Here is a 16,618-nt window from a genome sequence, read left to right on the forward strand (position 1 = left end):
TATGGCCGAACCCTTTCGGCCCGCTACCCTCTGGCCATGGCGCGCGACCTCCAGGAGCGGATCAAGAAGCTCATCATCGACCGTCGGCTGCCCTCGGGCGCCGTCCTTCCGACCGAGCCCGAGCTCATGGAGCTGCTCGGCGCCAGCCGCAATTCCGTCCGCGAGGCGCTGAAGGCACTCCAGGCGATGGGCATCGTCGAGATCCGGCACGGCTTCGGCACCTATGTGGGACCGATGTCCATGGCCCCGATGATCGAGGGCCTGGCCTTCCGTACGGTCGCCGGGCACTACCGGGGCGAGGACAGCCTGCTCCAGCTCCTGCAACTGCGCGAGGCCGTGGAGACCGGGCTGATCGTCCGGCTCGCGGGCCGGGTCCCGGCGGACGATCTCGCCGAACTGGATGCCCTGGTGGACCGTATGGACTCCGAGGCAGCCGCGGGCACCGGTCTCGCGGACACCGACCGCGCCTTTCACGCCACTCTCTACCGGGGCCTGGGCAACCTGCTGCTGAGCGAGCTCCTGGAGGCGTTCTGGGACGCCTTCCACCGCGTACGCATGGATCTCGTGGGGCTGCCTCAGGATCCGAAGGTCACCTGCCGGCAGCACCGGGAGATCCTCGACGCGGTGCGCTCCGGCGACGCGACCAGGGCGGAGGACGCGATAAGGGAACACTTCGGCAACATCCGTACACGCTTGACCGTAACCACACCGAACGAGACCATCAGACACCCCAATGAGCGCGTATGACCGGTAAACACCATGTTTCGCATCTTGCGATCATGGTGAACGGCGTAGAACCCTGGGCGACAAGAGGCTGCAGCTACAGGGCAGTTGGGGGCTGGGAACCGGTTGCGTGCGAAGGCGGGGAATAGGGGCCCCGTTCATGAACGGATGTCGAGGGGGGCATCATGCAACCGGAAGGCCGGTGCGCCGTGTCTATAGGGTATGTGGATGATGCGGTGGCGGGGGCCTGCTGTTGATGCGCCTGTGAATGTCTAGGGGGACATGAGCAGGCGAACGGAACAACGAGCACGCGATGGTTCGCGTGTGGGGGGATGACTCATGACGTCGACGCCGACGGGCGCCCGGCAGAACTCCGATCCGTCCGAGACCACCCAACTGAGGGTGCCGTCACAGACTCGGACCGGCAGCTTCCGGAGAATCAAGAAGACACTGCCGAGATACGACTACGAGCACTACAGCAGGCTTGCGGGGCCTCTCACACAGCCCGATCCGACCCAGCCGTACAAGGTGCAGTACCGCTCGCTGCTCTCGCAGGAGCCGCACCGGCTGCGCGCTGCCCTGATGCTGGGCGCGGCGCCGCTGCTCTCGCTCGTCCTGCTCGTCTGGCTGCTCCAGCCCGCGCACTGGACCGAACGCGACTACCCGGCCTTCGACTTCCTGCCGGCGCTCGACATCGTGATGCTGGTCTCGATCGGTCTGATCGAGCTCTTCCGCTGCATGAACGTGCTGTCGAACGCGCACGCCACGCTGGTCGCCCGCGACCCGATCCCGGTGGTGCCCGAGACCGGTACGAGAGTGGCCTTCCTCACCTCCTTCGTGCCCGGCAAGGAGCCGCTGGAGATGGTGACGAAGACCCTCGAAGCCGCGGTCAAGATCCGCCACCGCGGCCTCATGCATGTCTGGCTGCTCGACGAGGGCAACGACCCCGAGGTCCGGGAGGTCTGCGAGCGCCTCGGCGTGCACCACTTCTCCCGCAAGGGCGTCGCGAAGTGGAACATGCCCAAGGGCCCGCACCGCGCGAAGACCAAGCACGGCAACTACAACGCCTGGCTGGACGCGCACGGCGACAACTACGACTACTTCGCCTCGGTCGACACCGACCACGTGCCGCTGCCGAACTACCTGGAGCGGATGCTCGGATTCTTCCGTGACCCGAACGTCGGCTTCGTGATCGGCCCGCAGGTCTACGGCAACTACGACAACCCGATCACCAAGGCCGCCGAGTCGCAGCAGTTCCTGTTCCACGCGCTGATCCAGCGGGCCGGCAACGCCTACGGCTCCCCGATGTTCGTCGGCACGTCCAACGCCGTACGCATCAAGGCGCTGAAGCAGATCGGCGGTCTGTACGACTCGATCACCGAGGACATGGCGACCGGCTTCGAGATCCACCGCCACAAGAACCCGGCGACGGGCAAGAAGTGGCGCTCGGTCTACACGCCGGACGTGCTGGCCGTCGGTGAGGGCCCGAACGCCTGGACGGACTTCTTCACCCAGCAGATGCGCTGGTCGCGAGGGACGTACGAGACGATCCTCAAGCAGTACTGGAAGGGCTGGTACTCGCTTCCGCCGAGCAAGCTCTTCAACTACACGATGATGATCATCTTCTACCCGATGTCGGCGCTCAACTGGATCCTGGCGGCGCTGAGCTGTGCGCTGTTCCTGGGTCTGGGCGCCTCGGGTGTGAACATCGACCCGGCGATCTGGCTGATGCTCTACGGCAACGCCTCGGCGCTGCAGATCGGTCTCTACGTCTGGAACCGCCGTCACAACGTCTCGCCGCACGAGCCCGAGGGCTCCGGCGGTGTGGCCGGCATGATCATGTCCGCGCTGTCGGCGCCGCTCTACGCGAAGGCGCTGATCGACTCCGTCCTGCGTCGCAAGAGCAAGTTCGTGGTCACCCCGAAGGGCGATTCCGCGAGCCCGGACACCTGGTTCGGGACGTTCCGGTACCACTGGTACTTCATGGCGATCTTCGCCGGTTCGATCGGCGCGGGCTTCGTCTACGGTCACGCCCACCCGGCGATGATCATCTGGGCGACCTTCGCGCTGCTCATCACGGCCTCGCCGATGTTCGCCTGGCGCTGGATGATGCGGCAGGACAAGAAGGGGCGCAAGCACCGGCAGGGCGGTCCCCAGGACCCGCCCGCACCCCCGCAGGACAGCCGCATTCCCCACCAGCCGCAGAGTTCGCAGCAGCCTCCGGTCGCACCGCACACGCCCCAGCAGAAGCCCAGTTGGGCGGCAGGCGGGGGCAACGACCAGACGGTGCAGATCGCCCTCGGGGGACGGCAGCCCCGATCCGGGGGCTGAGTCCCGGCGGCTCCGCCGCCGACCCCCGGACCCCCCAGCCGGAAAAGCCTTGTACGCCAGTCATCGAGACAAGTTAGACGGGAATTGAAGTGAAAGACGGTTCCAGCCGCCGCCGCGCCCGCCGCATCGCGATAGGTGCGGCGGTGGTGCTTGCGCTGGCCGGGATGAACGGACCCGCGCTCTACCGCTTCGGGACGGATCAGTACCACGAGTACAAGATCAACAAGCCCGAGTACAAGGCCGCCAACGGCAAGTGGGACATCGTCGAGTTCCCCGAGGAGTACCGGCTCAACACGATCCACGCCGCACTCCTGCACACCGGCAAGATCCTGCTGATCGCGGGCTCCGGCAACAACCAGGACAACTTCGACGCGAAGAAGTTCGACACGCGTGTCTGGGACCCGGTCAAGAAGACGATCAAGAAGGTCCCGACGCCGGCCGACCTGTTCTGCACGGGCCACACGCAGCTGCCCAACGGCAACCTGCTGATCGCCGGCGGCACCAAGCGGTACGAGAAGCTCCAGGGCGACATCACCAAGGCCGGCGGCCTGATGGTCGTCCACAACGAGAACCCGGACAAGCCGATCACCCTGCCCGCGGGCACCCGCTTCACAGGCAAGGAGGGCGGCAAGACCTTCGTGTCGAAGGACCCGGTCGTCGTCGAGCGGGCCAAGAAGGTCTTCGACCCGGACACCGGCAAGTTCCTGCGCAACGAGCCCGGCCTGGGCCGGATCTACGTCGAGGCGCAGAAGAGCGGCAAGAAGTACGAGACGGGTACGCAGGACAACTACCGCGTGCAGGGCCTGTCGGGCGCGGAGGCGCGCAACACGTACGGCATCGCCGAGAAGCTCGCCCTGGACAAGAAGGACTTCCAGGGCATCAAGGACGCCTACGAGTTCGACCCGGTCGCCGAGAAGTACATCAAGGTCGACCCGATGAACGAGGCGCGCTGGTACCCGACGCTCACCACCCTGTCCGACGGCAAGATCCTCAGCCTCTCCGGCCTGGACGAGATCGGCCAGCTGGTGCCGGGCAAGAACGAGGTGTACGACCCGAAGACCAAGAAGTGGACGTACACCAAGGGCGTCAGGCAGTTCCCGACCTACCCGGCGATCTCCCTGATGCAGAACGGCAAGCTGTTCTACTCGGGCGCGAACGCCGGTTACGGCCCCGACGACGTCGGCCGTGACCCGGGCATCTGGGACCTGAAGTCGAACAAGTTCAACAAGCTCAAGGGCATGTCCGACCCGAAGCTCCTGGAGACCGCGGGCACGGTGCTGCTGCCGCCCGCGCAGGACGAGAAGTACATGGTGATCGGCGGCGGCGGGGTCGGCGAGTCCGAGCGGTCCAGCAAGAAGACCCGCATCATCGACCTGCTGGCCGACGACCCGAAGTTCGTCGACGGTCCCGAGCTGGAGAAGGGTACGCGCTACCCGCAGTACTCGATCCTGCCCAACGACGACGTGCTGGTGTCCGGCGGCTCGGAGGACTACCGCGGTCGCGGCGCCTCCAACATCCTCCAGGCGCGGATGTACGACTCGAAGTCCAACGACTTCAAGCGGGTCGCCGACCCGCTGGTCGGCCGGAACTACCACTCGGGCTCGATCCTGCTGCCCGACGGCCGCGTGATGTTCTTCGGCTCGGACTCGCTCTACGCCGACAAGGCCAACACCAAGCCGGGCAAGTTCGAGCAGCGCGTCGAGATCTACACGCCGCCGTATCTGTACCAGGGTTCGCGGCCCTCGCTCTCGGGCGGTCCCAAGACCATCGAGCGCGGCGGCTCCGGGACGTTCACCTCGCAGCACGCCTCGTCGATCAAGACGGCCCGGCTGATCCGGCCGAGCGCGTCGACGCACGTCACCGATGTCGACCAGCGGTCCATCGCGCTGGACTTCACGAAGACGAAGGACGGCATCGAGGTCACCGTGCCCAAGAGCCGCAACCTCGTCGAGTCCGGCTGGTACATGCTGTTCGTCACGGACGACCAGGGCACCCCGAGCAAGGCCCAGTGGGTCAAGGTTCCCTGACCCGGAGCAAGTGATGTGACTGGGGGCGCCCTCCTTGGCGGAGGGCGCCCCCAGTCACGTATGCGCTGTTGCCTGCGGTCACCTACGAGCTGTTGCCCACGGGCTGTTACTTGGTCGCCTTCGCGAGCTTCAGTGCGTACTCGGGCCACCACTGGCCGGCCTTCGGGCCGCCCTTGCACGTCCCGTCGGACTCGCCGGGCCGCTTGACCCACACGTACGCGTCGACGATGTCGTCGTCGGTCTTGGTCGTGGGCGACTCACCGAGGGCGCGGCCGGGCGGGTTGCACCAGTTCTCCGCCGGATCGCCTTCCGTGTACGGGCCGTTGCCGTTGCGGCTGGTGTCGACCACGAAGGGCTTGTTGCCGACCTTCGACGACAGGTCCTTGCCGTACTTCGTGCTGTCGGCCGTCGTGTAGAAGTTGGACACGTTGACCGAGAAGCCGTCGGCCTGCTCGACGCCCGCCAGCTTCAGCGGCTCGGCGATGTCGTCGGTCTTGCCCCAGCCCGCGTTGCCCGCGTCCAGGTAGACCTTGGTGTTCTTCAGGGACTTGAACTTCTCGACGGCGCCCCGCAGAAGGTCGTAGCGCTCCTCGTGGAACTCGTCCGGGGTGCAGCCGTCCACCATGTGCAGCACGGCGTCCGGCTCCAGGATCACCGTGGTCGCCCGGTCGCCGATGCCCTTGGCGACCTGGTCGATGAAGCCCCGGTACGCGTTGCCGTCGGCGGCGCCGCCGCCGGAGAACTGGCCGCAGTCGCGGTGCGGGATGTTGTAGACGACGAGCAGCGCGTCCCGGTCGGCCTTCGCGGCGGCCTCGGTGAAGCCGCGCGCCTCCTGCTCGGCGTTCTCCGGAGTGAGCCACTCACCGGTGGGCTGCTCGGCGATCTTGCGGATCAGCTCGGCGTCGTCCTTCTTGCCGTCCTTCACATATGAGGCCACCTGCTCGGCAGCGTTCCCATCGGGATTGACCCAGAACGGGTCCTTGTCCTTGGGCTGCTGGCTCACCTTGGCGCCCGACTGGTCCTTCTCGCCGTCGCCGTCCGAGGATGAACACCCCGCCAGCAGCAGCACAGCTCCGGCCACCGCCACGGACGCCTTTGCCACCCCTCCAGTGGCGAAAAGAGACACAGCCCCCCTGCTCCCGTACATCAAACTCCCCCTCGGGTGCACCGTCCGAAGTCCCAATCCTGACATACGTGTCGGTCCGCCCACGAGCTCGTCCGCGCCTTGTCCACTAGCTGTTACACCCCCTTCCCACCGGGTAGGCGCCGGACGGACGTGCGGGGGCGGTGGCCGGACTCGGGAAGGGCGCGGACATGCACCACAGCAGTCGGGAGGGCCGGCTGGGGGCCGCCCTCGTGGAAGCCGCGGACACGCTCTCCGAGACCTTCGACACGGTGACGTACCTGCGACGGCTCTCCGACCACTGTGTGGCCCTCCTGGACGCCTCCGCGGCCGGCATCATGCTGATCGAGAGCGGCGAGACGGTGTCGTTCGGTGTGAGCAGCCGCCGACAGGAGCTGGCGCTGGACCTGTTGGAGGTCCAGCACCACGGCGGGCCCTGCCTGGAGAGCTACGGCAGCGGAGAACCCGTCCCGCCGGTCGCGATCCGCGCGGCCCACGCCTCCTCGCGCTGGCCCGACTTCACGGAACGGGCGCTGCGGTACGACATCGGGAGCACCTTCGCGGTGCCCCTGCGCCGGAACGGCACCCCGCTCGGCGCCCTCAACGTGTTCGTGCCGGGTCCGGCCCACCCGTCCCCGTCTCTGTCTCCGTCTCCGTCTCCGTCTCCGTCTCCGGCGGACGAGACTGGGCTGCTCCTCGCGCAGACCCTGGCCGACGCGGCCGCCCTCGGGCTCGCCAACCACCGCGTGTTCACCCAGTACCGGACACTGACGGGCCAGCTGCAGGAGGCCCTCTCCAGCCGCGTACGCATCGAGCAGGCGAAGGGCATGCTCGCCGAGCGCCGGCGGACCGGGATGGACGAGGCGTTCATCGCGCTGCGCCAGTACGCGCGCAGTCACCGGCTGCCCATCGACGAGGTCGCGACGGACGTGATCGCGGGCACGGAGGACGCCTCCGAACTGGGCCGCGAGCGCCCCGGACCCGCCTAGACCCCCGCGACTAGCTGCACGGATAACACAGCGCCACCGGTACGGGACTTGGCGTCAATCAGACCCTAGGCCGGAGCGCCCATCCGAACTAGAGTCTTATCAGACGGCCCCGGCCCCCGGCTGTCCGACCATTCCCGATGCGCGTCCGAGACGCGCGGACGGGCCCCTGAACCTCCCGTGCCGGCCGCCGGGTTACTCCCGCAGCCCGGGCGCCCACGGTCGAGGACCAGCCCGGTCGACGGCTCCGGGGGGAGCGGGTCGTCGACCGGGCCAGGTGCGATACGAGGGATCGGGCGAGGCTTCCTGGGTGCGGGGGCTCACAGACGCGTACCGCTGAGGTACGCGGAGACGACCACGTTCGCCGTGTAGGCGCGGCTCGCCCGGTCGAAGGTTCCGCCGCAGGTGATCAGGCGCAGTTCGGCGCGGCCGGTCTGCCGTGTCCCGTACACCTTCTCGGCGTCGAAGCGGTCCCGGGTGAAGACCTGGACGTCCTCGACGGTGAACTCGGCGACCCTGCCGTCGTCGCGGACCACCCGGACCGTCTCGCCCGGCCGTACCTCGCTGAGGTGGTAGAAGACCGCGGGCCGGGTCTCGGTGTCCACGTGCCCGACGAGCAGCGCGGTACCGGCCGCCCCGGGCCGCGCCCCGTCCCCGTACCAGCCGACGGTCCCCGGCTGTCCGTACGGCGGCGGATCGACCGCCCCGCGGGGGTCGAGGCCGCGGGTCACCACGGGTGCCTGCACGCCCAGTGCGGGGATGTCGACGCGCTGGGGTCGCGCGTCCCCCAACGGCTCGGCCGCGGGCGGCAGTTCGACACCGAGGGGCCGTCCGACCGCCGCCACGTCACCCGTGGTCGGCGCGGATATGCCCTGGCGCACGTCGGTCACTTCGCGCCCCCACAGCCACAGCCCGAGGAGCAGCAGCGCCCAGGCCACGCCCATGAGCAGCCGGCCGCCGCCGGAGGTGTGTTCCCGGTCGGACATGGCCGGTCAGTCCGTACCGCGGGTACTCCCGCGACTCCGACGGGCACTGCGGACCGCCACGGCGACGGCGGCGACACCGGCCAGGACCAGCCCGACCACCGCGTGCCGGGTACCGGGCCCCTCCGAGCGGGCGTCGACGACGGCGAGCCGCGCGGTACCGCCGCCGCCCGCGTGCACGGGCGCGACGGGGGAGGCGGGCGCGACGGGCGAAGCGGCCGAGTCCCCGGGCTGCTTCTCCTTCTGCCCCTGCTGTTCCTTCTTCTGCTGCTGTTCCTTCTGTTCCTGCTTCTGCTGCTTCTGCTGCTTCTCGCGCTGCTTCTTGTCGACGACGGTGAGGGCGCCCTTGACCTTGTCCTCGAAGCCGTCGCAGGTGACCTTGACGTCGTACGTGCCGGGGTCGAGCGTCGAGCGGACGCGGGTCTCGCCGGTGAGGACCCCGGGCGCCCCGGTGAGCTGCGCGTCGGCGACGAACGCCTCGGACGCGGCGGTGCCGGACATCCCCGAGCAGCCCTTGACCCGCAGTTGGATGTCGCTGCCGGGAGCGGGGGACCCCGGGGTCACGGAGACTCCCCCGTCGGCCGCGTACGCGGTGGGGGCGAGCGCGGCGGCAGCCACCACCCCGGCACAGAGAGTCAGTCGCAGTGAACCCATCGTGAACCTCCAGATACCTGGAGCGTCCTCCTCGGGGCGTGCGGTCGCATCCGGGGAGGGGGTCCGCTGCTCCGTACGGGTGGCTCAGACGCGGTCGACGAGGTCCGCGATGGAGTCGACGACCGTGGACGGGCGGTAGGGGTACTTCTCGATCTCCGCCCGACCGGTGAGACCGGTGAGGACGAGGAAGGTCTCCATGCCCGCCTCCAGGCCGGCCAGGACGTCCGTGTCCATGCGGTCGCCGATCATCGCGCTGGTCTCGGAGTGCGCCCCGATGGTGTTGAGTCCCGTACGCATCATCAGCGGGTTCGGCTTGCCCGCGAAGTACGGCTGCTTGCCGGTCGCCTTGGTGATCAGCGCGGCCACGGCACCGGTGGCGGGCAGCGCGCCCTCGGCGGACGGGCCGGTCTCGTCGGGGTTCGTGGCGATGAAACGGGCGCCGTCGTTGATCAGCCGCACCGCCTTCGTCATGGCCTCGAAGGAGTACGTACGGGTCTCGCCGAGGACCACGTAGTCGGGGTCGTGGTCGGTCAGCACGTACCCGATGTCGTGCAGCGCGGTGGTCAGACCCGCCTCACCGATGACGTACGCGGAGCCCTCGGGGCGCTGGTCCTCCAGGAACTGGGCGGTGGCCAGGGCGGACGTCCAGATGTTCTCGACGGGCACGTCCAGGCCCATCCGCCGCAGCCGGGCGTGCAGGTCGCGGGCCGTGTAGATGGAGTTGTTGGTGAGCACCAGGAAGGGCTTCCCGGACTCCCTGAGCTTCTTTATGAAGGCGTCGGCGCCGGGGATCGGCACGCCCTCGTGGATGAGCACCCCGTCCATGTCGGTGAGCCACGATTCGATGGGCTTGCGCTCTGCCATGTGCCGTCTCCTGCCGTACGCGTGCTGCGTGAGCCGTGCGGGTCTGCCGCGGGTGTGGGGGACGCCGTCACAGCTGTGTGCCGACGCCTCCAGACTAGCCATCCGCCCGATCTTGGTGGAGGGGGCGGCCTGCAGCCCGGGCAGAGAATCCCGCGACTCCCGCGGCGCCCTCAGCGCCTGCGGCGGGCCGCGAGCAGTGCGCCCAGTCCCGCGCCGAGGAGCAGGAGCGCGCCGGCCGTCGCGGCGAGGATCCCCCGGGTCGAGTGCAGCCCCGTCCGGGCCAGCTCCTCCGCGAAGGGAATGCCGTCCGGTACGCGCCCGGAGGCGTCGGCGCTGTCCCGCCCACCAGTGCTGCCGGCACTGTCCTTGCCGCCGACCTCGCCCTTCCCGACCCCGTCGCTGTCTCCCTCCTCCCCCTCACCCTCTCCGAGGATGCGGAAGCGGTAGTCGTTCGACTGCCCGACCCAGTCGCCGTCGTCGCCGTCGTCCCCCTGCCGCTGCACGACGGCCGCGTGCGCGACGACGTCGTTGGCCACGGCGTCCGAGGTGACCGCGAGCCGCACCTTGACGGAGAGGGTCGCGCCGGGCGCCACGGTGAACCCGGGGAAGGGAGCCTCTTCGGCTTCGGCCCCCTTGGCCGCGCTCGCGGGGCCGCCGAGGACCCCGATGTTCTCGTCCTGCTCGGTCCGCTCGAAGCCGACGGGGCGGGGCCGCTCCCCGTCGTAGAACTCGAGCCGCGGCTGCTCCGGCCGCAACGCCCGCTTCCCGTCCACGAGGACGACGACCGGATGGATGTTCCCGCAGGTCGCGTCGGTGGTGTTGGTGAGATCGATGTACCAGGTCCGGAACCCGCCCCCGGCGTCGTACTCGGCGGGCCCCCCATGGATCCGCGTACGCACGGGAAATTCCCCGCCCCCAGGCTCGGCACAGGTGGGCCGCCCCGGCCGTTGATCCACCCCGGCCGCGGCATCGGCGGGCACGGGAACGAGGGCGGCTGCAGCACTGACAGCGAGACAAACAGGCTTGCTCAGTCGCATGGACACGGGAGCCTGCCACGCCACCCCCACCCACCAACTCCGGCACGCTGGCACGGGGCCCGTTCGGAGGCGGAGGTTGCGCCCGATCGGCCCAGCGCAAGGCAGGGCCGACCCACCTCAGGGGCGCGGGGAACTGCGCAATCTTTTGTCTTCCAGGGGCACGGCGAACGGCGCAGCCCTTTCGCTTCCAGCGCTTCCAGGGGCGCGGGGAACGGCGCAATCCTTCGTCTTTCAGGGGCGCGGGGAACGGCGCAATCTTTTCGCTTTTAGGGGCGCGGGGAACTGCGCGCCCAGCCCCTCCCACCCGCACCCGACAACTCACCCCTCCCCCCGCCCGAACAACGGCACCAACAACAACTGAGCCGCCCCCTCAGCAACCCCCCGCACCCCGCCGGAGGCAACCCGTACAGGCACAGGCATCCCCACCCCCTCCCGCCGAGCCCGAGCATCAAGCACCGCCCCGACCCCCCTCACGAACCGCGCCGACTCCGCGGCAACCGTGCGCCCGCCCAGCAGCACAAGGTCGATGTCGAGAAGCCCCACAAGATTCGCGGCCCCTTCCCCAAGAACCCGCGCGGCCTCGTCCACATCCCCCCGGGCCACCGCCGCGAGGCACAACGCCTCGACGCACCCCCGGTTGCCGCAGGAACACGGCGGCCCGTCCAGCTGGATGACCTGGTGCCCGAACTCGCCCGCCCCGGTCCGGGACCCGCGATGCACGGCCCCTCCGAGGACGAGCCCGGCCCCCAGCCCCGTACCGAGATGGAGATAGGCGAAGGCCCCCGCCTCACCCCCGACCGCCAGCCCGAGCGCAGCGGCATTCGTGTCCTTGTCCAGCACGACCGGCACCCCGAGCCGCCGAGCCAGCGCATCACGCAACGGAAAGCCGTCCCACTCGGGAAACCCGGTCACCCGGTGCAGCACGCCATGCGTGTGATCGAGGGGCCCGGGCATGGCGACACCGGCCCCGAGAACGGTGGACCCGGCAACGGCCTGACCCTCCGCACCCGTCCCCAGCCCCGCCACCACCTCCCCGAACTCCGCCACGACCACGTCGAACACCGCGTCCGCCCCGGCCCCCAGATCCAGCGGAGCACACCGCTCCCCCACGACCGCCCCGGTGAGATCGACGAGCACGACCCGCAGCTCGTCCCGGTCGAGGTGCAGCCCCACCGCGTGCCCGGCCTCCGGCACCAGCCGCAGCACCGTGCGCGGCTTGCCGCCCGTGGAGGCCTGCCGCCCGGCCTCGGTCACCAGCCCGTCCTCCCGAAGGCGGGCGGTGATCTTGCTGACGGCCTGAGGCGTCAGCCCCGTACGCTCCGCGAGTTCGAGGCGGCTCATCCCCGTACGCCCGGCGCGTCGCAGCAGATCGAGCAGCAGGGCGGCGTTGTGACTGCGCAGCGCGAGCAGGTTCACCCCGCCGCCCACCCGGGCCGCTCCGGAACCAGCCCCGATCCCAGCCACTCAGTTCCTCCCTGTACCGCGTGCGCCTGTGCCGCGTGCACCTGCACTGCGTACGCCTGTGTCGCGTACGTCCACAGCCCCATTGTCCCCCGCGCTTGCACTTTGGCAACAGCGTTGCTTAAGTGGAAGGCATGACTGGTACAGGCACTGGCACCTCCCTCGGCGAAGGCCCCGTCCGCGAGGGCCCCTTCCGCGTAGGCCTCGTCGGCTACGGCCTCGCGGGCTCCGTCTTCCACGCCCCGCTGATCGCCGCCACCGAGGGCCTGACCCTCGACACGGTCGTCACGTCGAACGCGGACCGGCAGCAGCAGGCGAGGGACGAGTTCCCGGACGTACGGATCGCGGCGACCCCCGACGAGCTGTGGCCGCGCGCCGACGAGCTGGACCTGGTCGTCATCGCGTCCCCGAACAAGACGCACGTCCCGATCGCCACGGCCGCCCTCAAGGCGGGCCTGCCGGTCGTCGTCGACAAGCCGATCGCCGGCACGGCGGCGGACGCGCGCGAGCTCGCCGCCCTCGCCGACGAGCGCGGGCTGCTGCTCTCCGTCTTCCAGAACCGCCGCTGGGACAACGACTTCCTGACCCTCCAGAAGCTGATCACCGAGGGCGGCCTCGGTGACGTCTACCGCTTCGAGTCCCGTTTCGAGCGCTGGCGCCCCGAACCCAAGGGCGGCTGGCGCGAGTCCGGCGACCCGGCAGAGGTCGGAGGTCTGCTGTACGACCTCGGCAGCCACGTGGTCGACCAGGCGCTGGTCCTCTTCGGCCCTGCGGCCTCGGTGTACGCGGAGTCGGACGTACGCCGCGCGGGCGCGGAGGCCGACGACGACACGTTCATCGCGATCACGCACACGAACGGCGTCCGCTCCCACCTCTACGTCTCCGCGACGACCGCCCAACTCGGCCCGCGCTTCCGCACCCTGGGCTCGAAGGCCGGTTACGTGAAGTACGGCCTCGACCCCCAGGAGGCCGACCTGCGCGACGGCGAGCGCCCGGTCGCGGGCAAGGAGAAGGAGTGGGGCGTCGAGCCCGAGGAGCTGTGGGGCCGCGTCGGCTCCGGCGAGTCCCCGGCGACCGGCGGCGGCACCCCGGTCCCGACCCTCCCGGGCGCGTACCCCTCGTACTACGCGGCCGTCGCCGCCGCCCTGAGCGGCACCGGCGAGAACCCGGTCACCGCGCTGGAGGCCGCCACCGCCCTGGACGTCCTGGAAGGCGCGCGCCGCTCGGCCCGCGAGAACGTGACGGTGATCCTGTGAGCACCCCCACCGCACCGACCATTGCCGAACTGGAGGAGCAGGAGCGCCGCCTGACGCTCCCTCACTTCACGTACGACGACGCGTGGGCCCTCGGCACGCTCCTCGTCGAACTGGCCCGCGAGCAGGGCGCCCCGGTCGCCATCGACATCCGCCGGGCAGGCCAGCAGCTCTTCCACGCCGCCCTCCCCGGCTCCACCGCCGACAACGACGCCTGGATCGACCGCAAACGCCGAGTGGTCGACCGCTATGCCGCCTCGTCCCTCCTGATCGGCACCCGCTTCCGAGCCAAGAACACGACGTTCGAGGACTCCTCCCGCCTGGACCCCGACGTCTACGCGGCCCACGGCGGAGCCTTCCCGATCACGGTCGAGGGAGCAGGAGTAATCGGCACGGTGGTGGTCTCGGGCCTCCCCCAACTGGAGGACCACGCAATGGTGGTAGAGGCGCTGGAACGCTTCGCGGCCACGCTTTAAGGCACGGGGGGACTTTTCAGGGGCGCGGGGAACGGCGCAATCTTTTGGCTTTCAGGGGCGCGGGGAACTGCGCAATCTTTCAGCTCATTTCTTGGGGCGCGGGGAACGCACCGCAGTCCCCCGCCCCACCCACCCCACCCAGCGGAGCGCTACGCCGGCTTGAATTCCTGCCGCTGCCGCCCGAGCCCCTCGATCTCCAGCTCCACCACATCCCCCGCCCGCAGGAACGGCTTGGGCTCGGGCATCCCCAGAGCAACACCCGCCGGCGTCCCGGTGTTGATGACGTCCCCGGGATAGAGAGTCATGAACTGACTCACGTACCGCACGACTTCGGCAACGGGGAAGATCTGGTCGGACGTATTCCCGTCCTGCCGCAGCTCCCCGTTGACCCACAACTTCAGCCCCAGCCCCTGCGGATCGGGAACCTCGTCCGCCGTCACGAGCCACGGCCCGAGCGGATTGAACGTCTCGCAGTTCTTCCCCTTGTCCCAGGTCCCGCCCCGCTCGATCTGGAACTCCCGCTCGGACACGTCGTGCGCCACCGCATACCCGGCGACATGCGCGAGCGCCTCCTCGTGCGAGCCGAGATAGCGGGCCGTACGCCCGATGACGACGGCCAGCTCGACCTCCCAGTCGGTCTTCACCGAGCCGCGCGGCACCAGCACGGTGTCGTACGGCCCGACGACCGTGTCCGCCGCCTTGAAGAAGATCACCGGCTCGGCGGGCGGCTCGGCGCCGGTCTCCTTGGCGTGGTCGTGGTAGTTGAGGCCGATGCAGACGACCTTGCCGATCCGGGCGACCGGCGGGCCGACCCGCAGCCCGTCCGCGTCGAGCACGGGCAGTTCCCCGGCCTCGGCGGCGGTACGGATCCGGCCGAGCGCCGCGTCGTCGGCGAGCAGCGCCCCGTCGATGTCCGGCACGACGCCCGACAGGTCCCGCAGGACTCCCTCAGCGTCGAGGAGCGCGGGCCGCTCGGCCCCTGTCGTGCCGACTCGCAGCAGCTTCATGATCACAATCTCCCTTGATCGCGGGCGGCCCGTCCGACGGGTGCAGCCATCGGAGGACTGGTCGATCGTCCAAGGTCGACGTCCAGTCCGCAAGACCTGGTTCACGGACTGGACCGTAACCGCCCACCCAAGCCGCCCTCTCAAACTGCACGCCCGAGCCACGCGCCCCCGCCGCGTCAGCCGAGCACGGCGGCGGCCGGCGCGGCCCCCGGCATGTCCCGGTACAGCACGGCCCGCTCGATCGCGCTCCACGTCGTACTGGTCACCACGTACAGCGCGGCGGCGAGCGGCACCACCGCCACGGTGAACAGTGTGAGGAAGGACATCAGCGGCATGACCTTGGTGATCGCGCCGAGCCCGGGCACCTGCTGCTCACCCTGGGCGCCGCCGGTTACCGGGGTCACCGATGCACTGGCGGCCATCATCCGCTTCGTACGCCGGTAGTTGAAGGTGGCGACGACCGCGACGATCACGAACAGGGCCAGGTACACCAGCCCGGCACCACCGAAGACCCCACCGTCGCCGAGGGCGTCCGCCCACCGGCCGCCGAGCGGGGCGGCGAAGAGCTGGTGGGCGAGCAGGGAGTTGGCCTCGCCGCCGATCTGCGAGTTGGAGAACAGGTGGTAGAGGAGGAAGAAGGCCGGCAGCTGGAAGAGGCTGGGCAGGCAGCCGGAGAGCGGCGACACCTTCTCCTTGGCGTGCAGTTCCAGCACCGCCTTCTGGAGCTTCTCGGGGTTCTTGCCGTGCTTCTTGCGCAGCGCGGCGATCTGCGGCTGCAGGGCGGCCCGCGCCCGCTGCCCGCGCGCCGAGGCCCGGGACAGGGGATGCACGAGGAGTCGAACGAGCGCGGTGAACAGGACGATCGCGGCTGCCGCCGCCGAGGCCTGGAAGAGCGGTTCGAGCAGTTCGGCGAGCCCCTCGACGAGGCTCGCGAAGGCGGACATGAAGGAGGAGAAGAGAGAAGAGAAGCCGGACATGGATGAGCCCTCCGTGGGTCTCGTCGTGCCGAGGAGATGAGACGTGACGTACGTCGGCATGACGACCCGCGCGGGGGTCTGCTGAGGTTCTCCGGAAATCTCCCGCGAACGCTCTGAGAGCGTCCCGAAGTCTCGAATCCCAATTCCCGGAGTCCCGAGTCCCGGAGTCTCGAATCCCGAGTCCCGAGTCCCGAGTCCCGAAGAGTGGTCCCCTACGCGGCCGTCAGGAGGGAACGGCCGGGTGCTCGGGGACGCCTGCGCCCCCGGGCGTCGGGGTCGCGCTGCGGCAGGAACGCCGTGCGCTTCTCACGGTCGCGGAGGGCCGTACGGACCCGTGTACGGGGTACGGCGGGCGCGAGCCGTGAGGCGATGAGGGAACAGGCGGCGAGGGCGGACCCGGCCGCGGCGGTCGCCGCGAACGTGACGGCGACGGCTCCGGCGAGGCTGCCGGTGTCGAGGAGCGCCACCTGAAGGAGGAGGACGAACAGGAGAACGGCGGGCTTGAGCTGCGCCCAGGTCCGTGTCATCGGCTGCCCTCCCGTCCTCTGGTCCTGCTCGTTCTTCTGGTTCTTCTGGTTCAGCCGACTCTGCGGCCTCCTGCCGTTATACAGGATCGCCTCCAGAAGCCACTGCCACAGGTGAGCGGCCAGGAACAAGGAACAACAGGCTCCGGCAAGGCCGTAGTACCCCGGGGGCATAGTCGCTACGCTCCCAGC

The 16,618-nt window shown here is 69.7% G+C and carries 15 protein-coding genes; 6 read left to right on the forward strand and 9 right to left on the reverse strand.

Annotated features, from left to right (window positions below):
* The first annotated feature begins 36 nt into the window (after positions 1–36).
* The 3 genes from ACN20J_RS19195 (at position 37) to ACN20J_RS19205 (ending at position 5,081) form a co-directional block, all read left to right on the forward strand.
* A complete protein-coding gene (locus tag ACN20J_RS19195; RefSeq protein ID WP_419666399.1) occupies positions 37–747 on the forward strand; it encodes a FadR/GntR family transcriptional regulator in 711 nt (236 codons plus the stop codon).
* A gap of 315 nt (positions 748–1,062) precedes the next feature.
* Positions 1,063–3,054, forward strand: a complete 1,992-nt coding sequence (locus ACN20J_RS19200; RefSeq protein ID WP_189843385.1) for a glycosyltransferase family 2 protein — start codon at positions 1,063–1,065, stop codon at positions 3,052–3,054.
* An 89-nt stretch (positions 3,055–3,143) separates the two neighbouring features.
* The gene (locus ACN20J_RS19205; RefSeq protein WP_190227757.1) at positions 3,144–5,081 is read left to right on the forward strand and encodes a kelch motif-containing protein; all 1,938 of its coding nucleotides are present in this window, start codon (positions 3,144–3,146) and stop codon (positions 5,079–5,081) included.
* 106 nt (positions 5,082–5,187) lie between these two features.
* Here the strand turns inward: ACN20J_RS19205 and ACN20J_RS19210 are convergent, their stop codons facing one another.
* Positions 5,188–6,228 carry a glycoside hydrolase family 6 protein gene (locus ACN20J_RS19210; protein WP_189843387.1) on the reverse strand — a complete coding sequence of 347 codons (1,041 nt, stop codon included), beginning with the start codon at positions 6,226–6,228 and terminating at the stop codon, positions 5,188–5,190.
* 167 nt (positions 6,229–6,395) lie between these two features.
* Between ACN20J_RS19210 and ACN20J_RS19215 the strand changes: the two genes are divergently transcribed.
* A complete protein-coding gene (locus ACN20J_RS19215) occupies positions 6,396–7,193 on the forward strand; it encodes a GAF and ANTAR domain-containing protein (protein WP_419666400.1) in 798 nt (265 codons plus the stop codon).
* 317 nt (positions 7,194–7,510) lie between these two features.
* Here the strand turns inward: ACN20J_RS19215 and ACN20J_RS19220 are convergent, their stop codons facing one another.
* From ACN20J_RS19220 to ACN20J_RS19240, 5 genes are all read right to left on the reverse strand, one after another.
* On the reverse strand, positions 7,511–8,176 hold the full coding sequence (locus tag ACN20J_RS19220; protein ID WP_189843389.1) for a class F sortase: 666 nt from the start codon (positions 8,174–8,176) through the stop codon (positions 7,511–7,513).
* Between the two features lie 6 nt (positions 8,177–8,182).
* Positions 8,183–8,827 carry a hypothetical protein gene (locus ACN20J_RS19225; protein ID WP_190227755.1) on the reverse strand — a complete coding sequence of 215 codons (645 nt, stop codon included), beginning with the start codon at positions 8,825–8,827 and terminating at the stop codon, positions 8,183–8,185.
* Positions 8,828–8,911: 84 nt separating this feature from the next.
* The gene (locus tag ACN20J_RS19230; protein WP_189843391.1) at positions 8,912–9,691 is read right to left on the reverse strand and encodes an HAD-IIA family hydrolase; all 780 of its coding nucleotides are present in this window, start codon (positions 9,689–9,691) and stop codon (positions 8,912–8,914) included.
* A gap of 170 nt (positions 9,692–9,861) precedes the next feature.
* Complete coding sequence (locus tag ACN20J_RS19235) at positions 9,862–10,590, reverse strand: hypothetical protein (RefSeq protein ID WP_364192645.1); 729 nt, start codon at positions 10,588–10,590, stop codon at positions 9,862–9,864.
* Positions 10,591–11,046: 456 nt separating this feature from the next.
* Entirely contained in the window at positions 11,047–12,192 is a 1,146-nt protein-coding gene (locus ACN20J_RS19240) for an ROK family transcriptional regulator (protein WP_189843393.1), read from the reverse strand.
* A gap of 131 nt (positions 12,193–12,323) precedes the next feature.
* On the opposite strand from ACN20J_RS19240, the gene ACN20J_RS19245 reads away from it, so the two are divergent.
* Together ACN20J_RS19245 and ACN20J_RS19250 are read left to right on the forward strand one after the other, a co-directional pair.
* On the forward strand, positions 12,324–13,445 hold the full coding sequence (locus ACN20J_RS19245; protein WP_419666401.1) for a Gfo/Idh/MocA family protein: 1,122 nt from the start codon (positions 12,324–12,326) through the stop codon (positions 13,443–13,445).
* A complete protein-coding gene (locus tag ACN20J_RS19250) occupies positions 13,442–13,918 on the forward strand; it encodes a heme-degrading domain-containing protein (protein ID WP_419666402.1) in 477 nt (158 codons plus the stop codon). Before ACN20J_RS19245 ends, ACN20J_RS19250 begins: the two co-directional genes overlap by 4 nt.
* Positions 13,919–14,067: 149 nt before the next feature.
* On the opposite strand, the gene ACN20J_RS19255 is transcribed toward ACN20J_RS19250, so the two are convergent.
* The 3 genes from ACN20J_RS19255 to ACN20J_RS19265 form a co-directional block, all read right to left on the reverse strand.
* A complete protein-coding gene (locus tag ACN20J_RS19255) occupies positions 14,068–14,925 on the reverse strand; it encodes a fumarylacetoacetate hydrolase family protein (protein WP_419666403.1) in 858 nt (285 codons plus the stop codon).
* Positions 14,926–15,101: 176 nt separating this feature from the next.
* Positions 15,102–15,869, reverse strand: coding sequence for a YidC/Oxa1 family membrane protein insertase (locus ACN20J_RS19260; protein WP_419668912.1), 768 nt, complete (start codon positions 15,867–15,869; stop codon positions 15,102–15,104).
* Between the two features lie 245 nt (positions 15,870–16,114).
* Positions 16,115–16,429, reverse strand: a complete 315-nt coding sequence (locus tag ACN20J_RS19265) for a DUF6412 domain-containing protein (RefSeq protein WP_361887614.1) — start codon at positions 16,427–16,429, stop codon at positions 16,115–16,117.
* Between the last annotated feature and the right edge of the window lie 189 nt (positions 16,430–16,618).

Source organism: Streptomyces sp. 2-1 (genome assembly GCF_048564895.1).
GTDB classification, from domain to species: domain Bacteria; phylum Actinomycetota; class Actinomycetes; order Streptomycetales; family Streptomycetaceae; genus Streptomyces; species Streptomyces phaeochromogenes.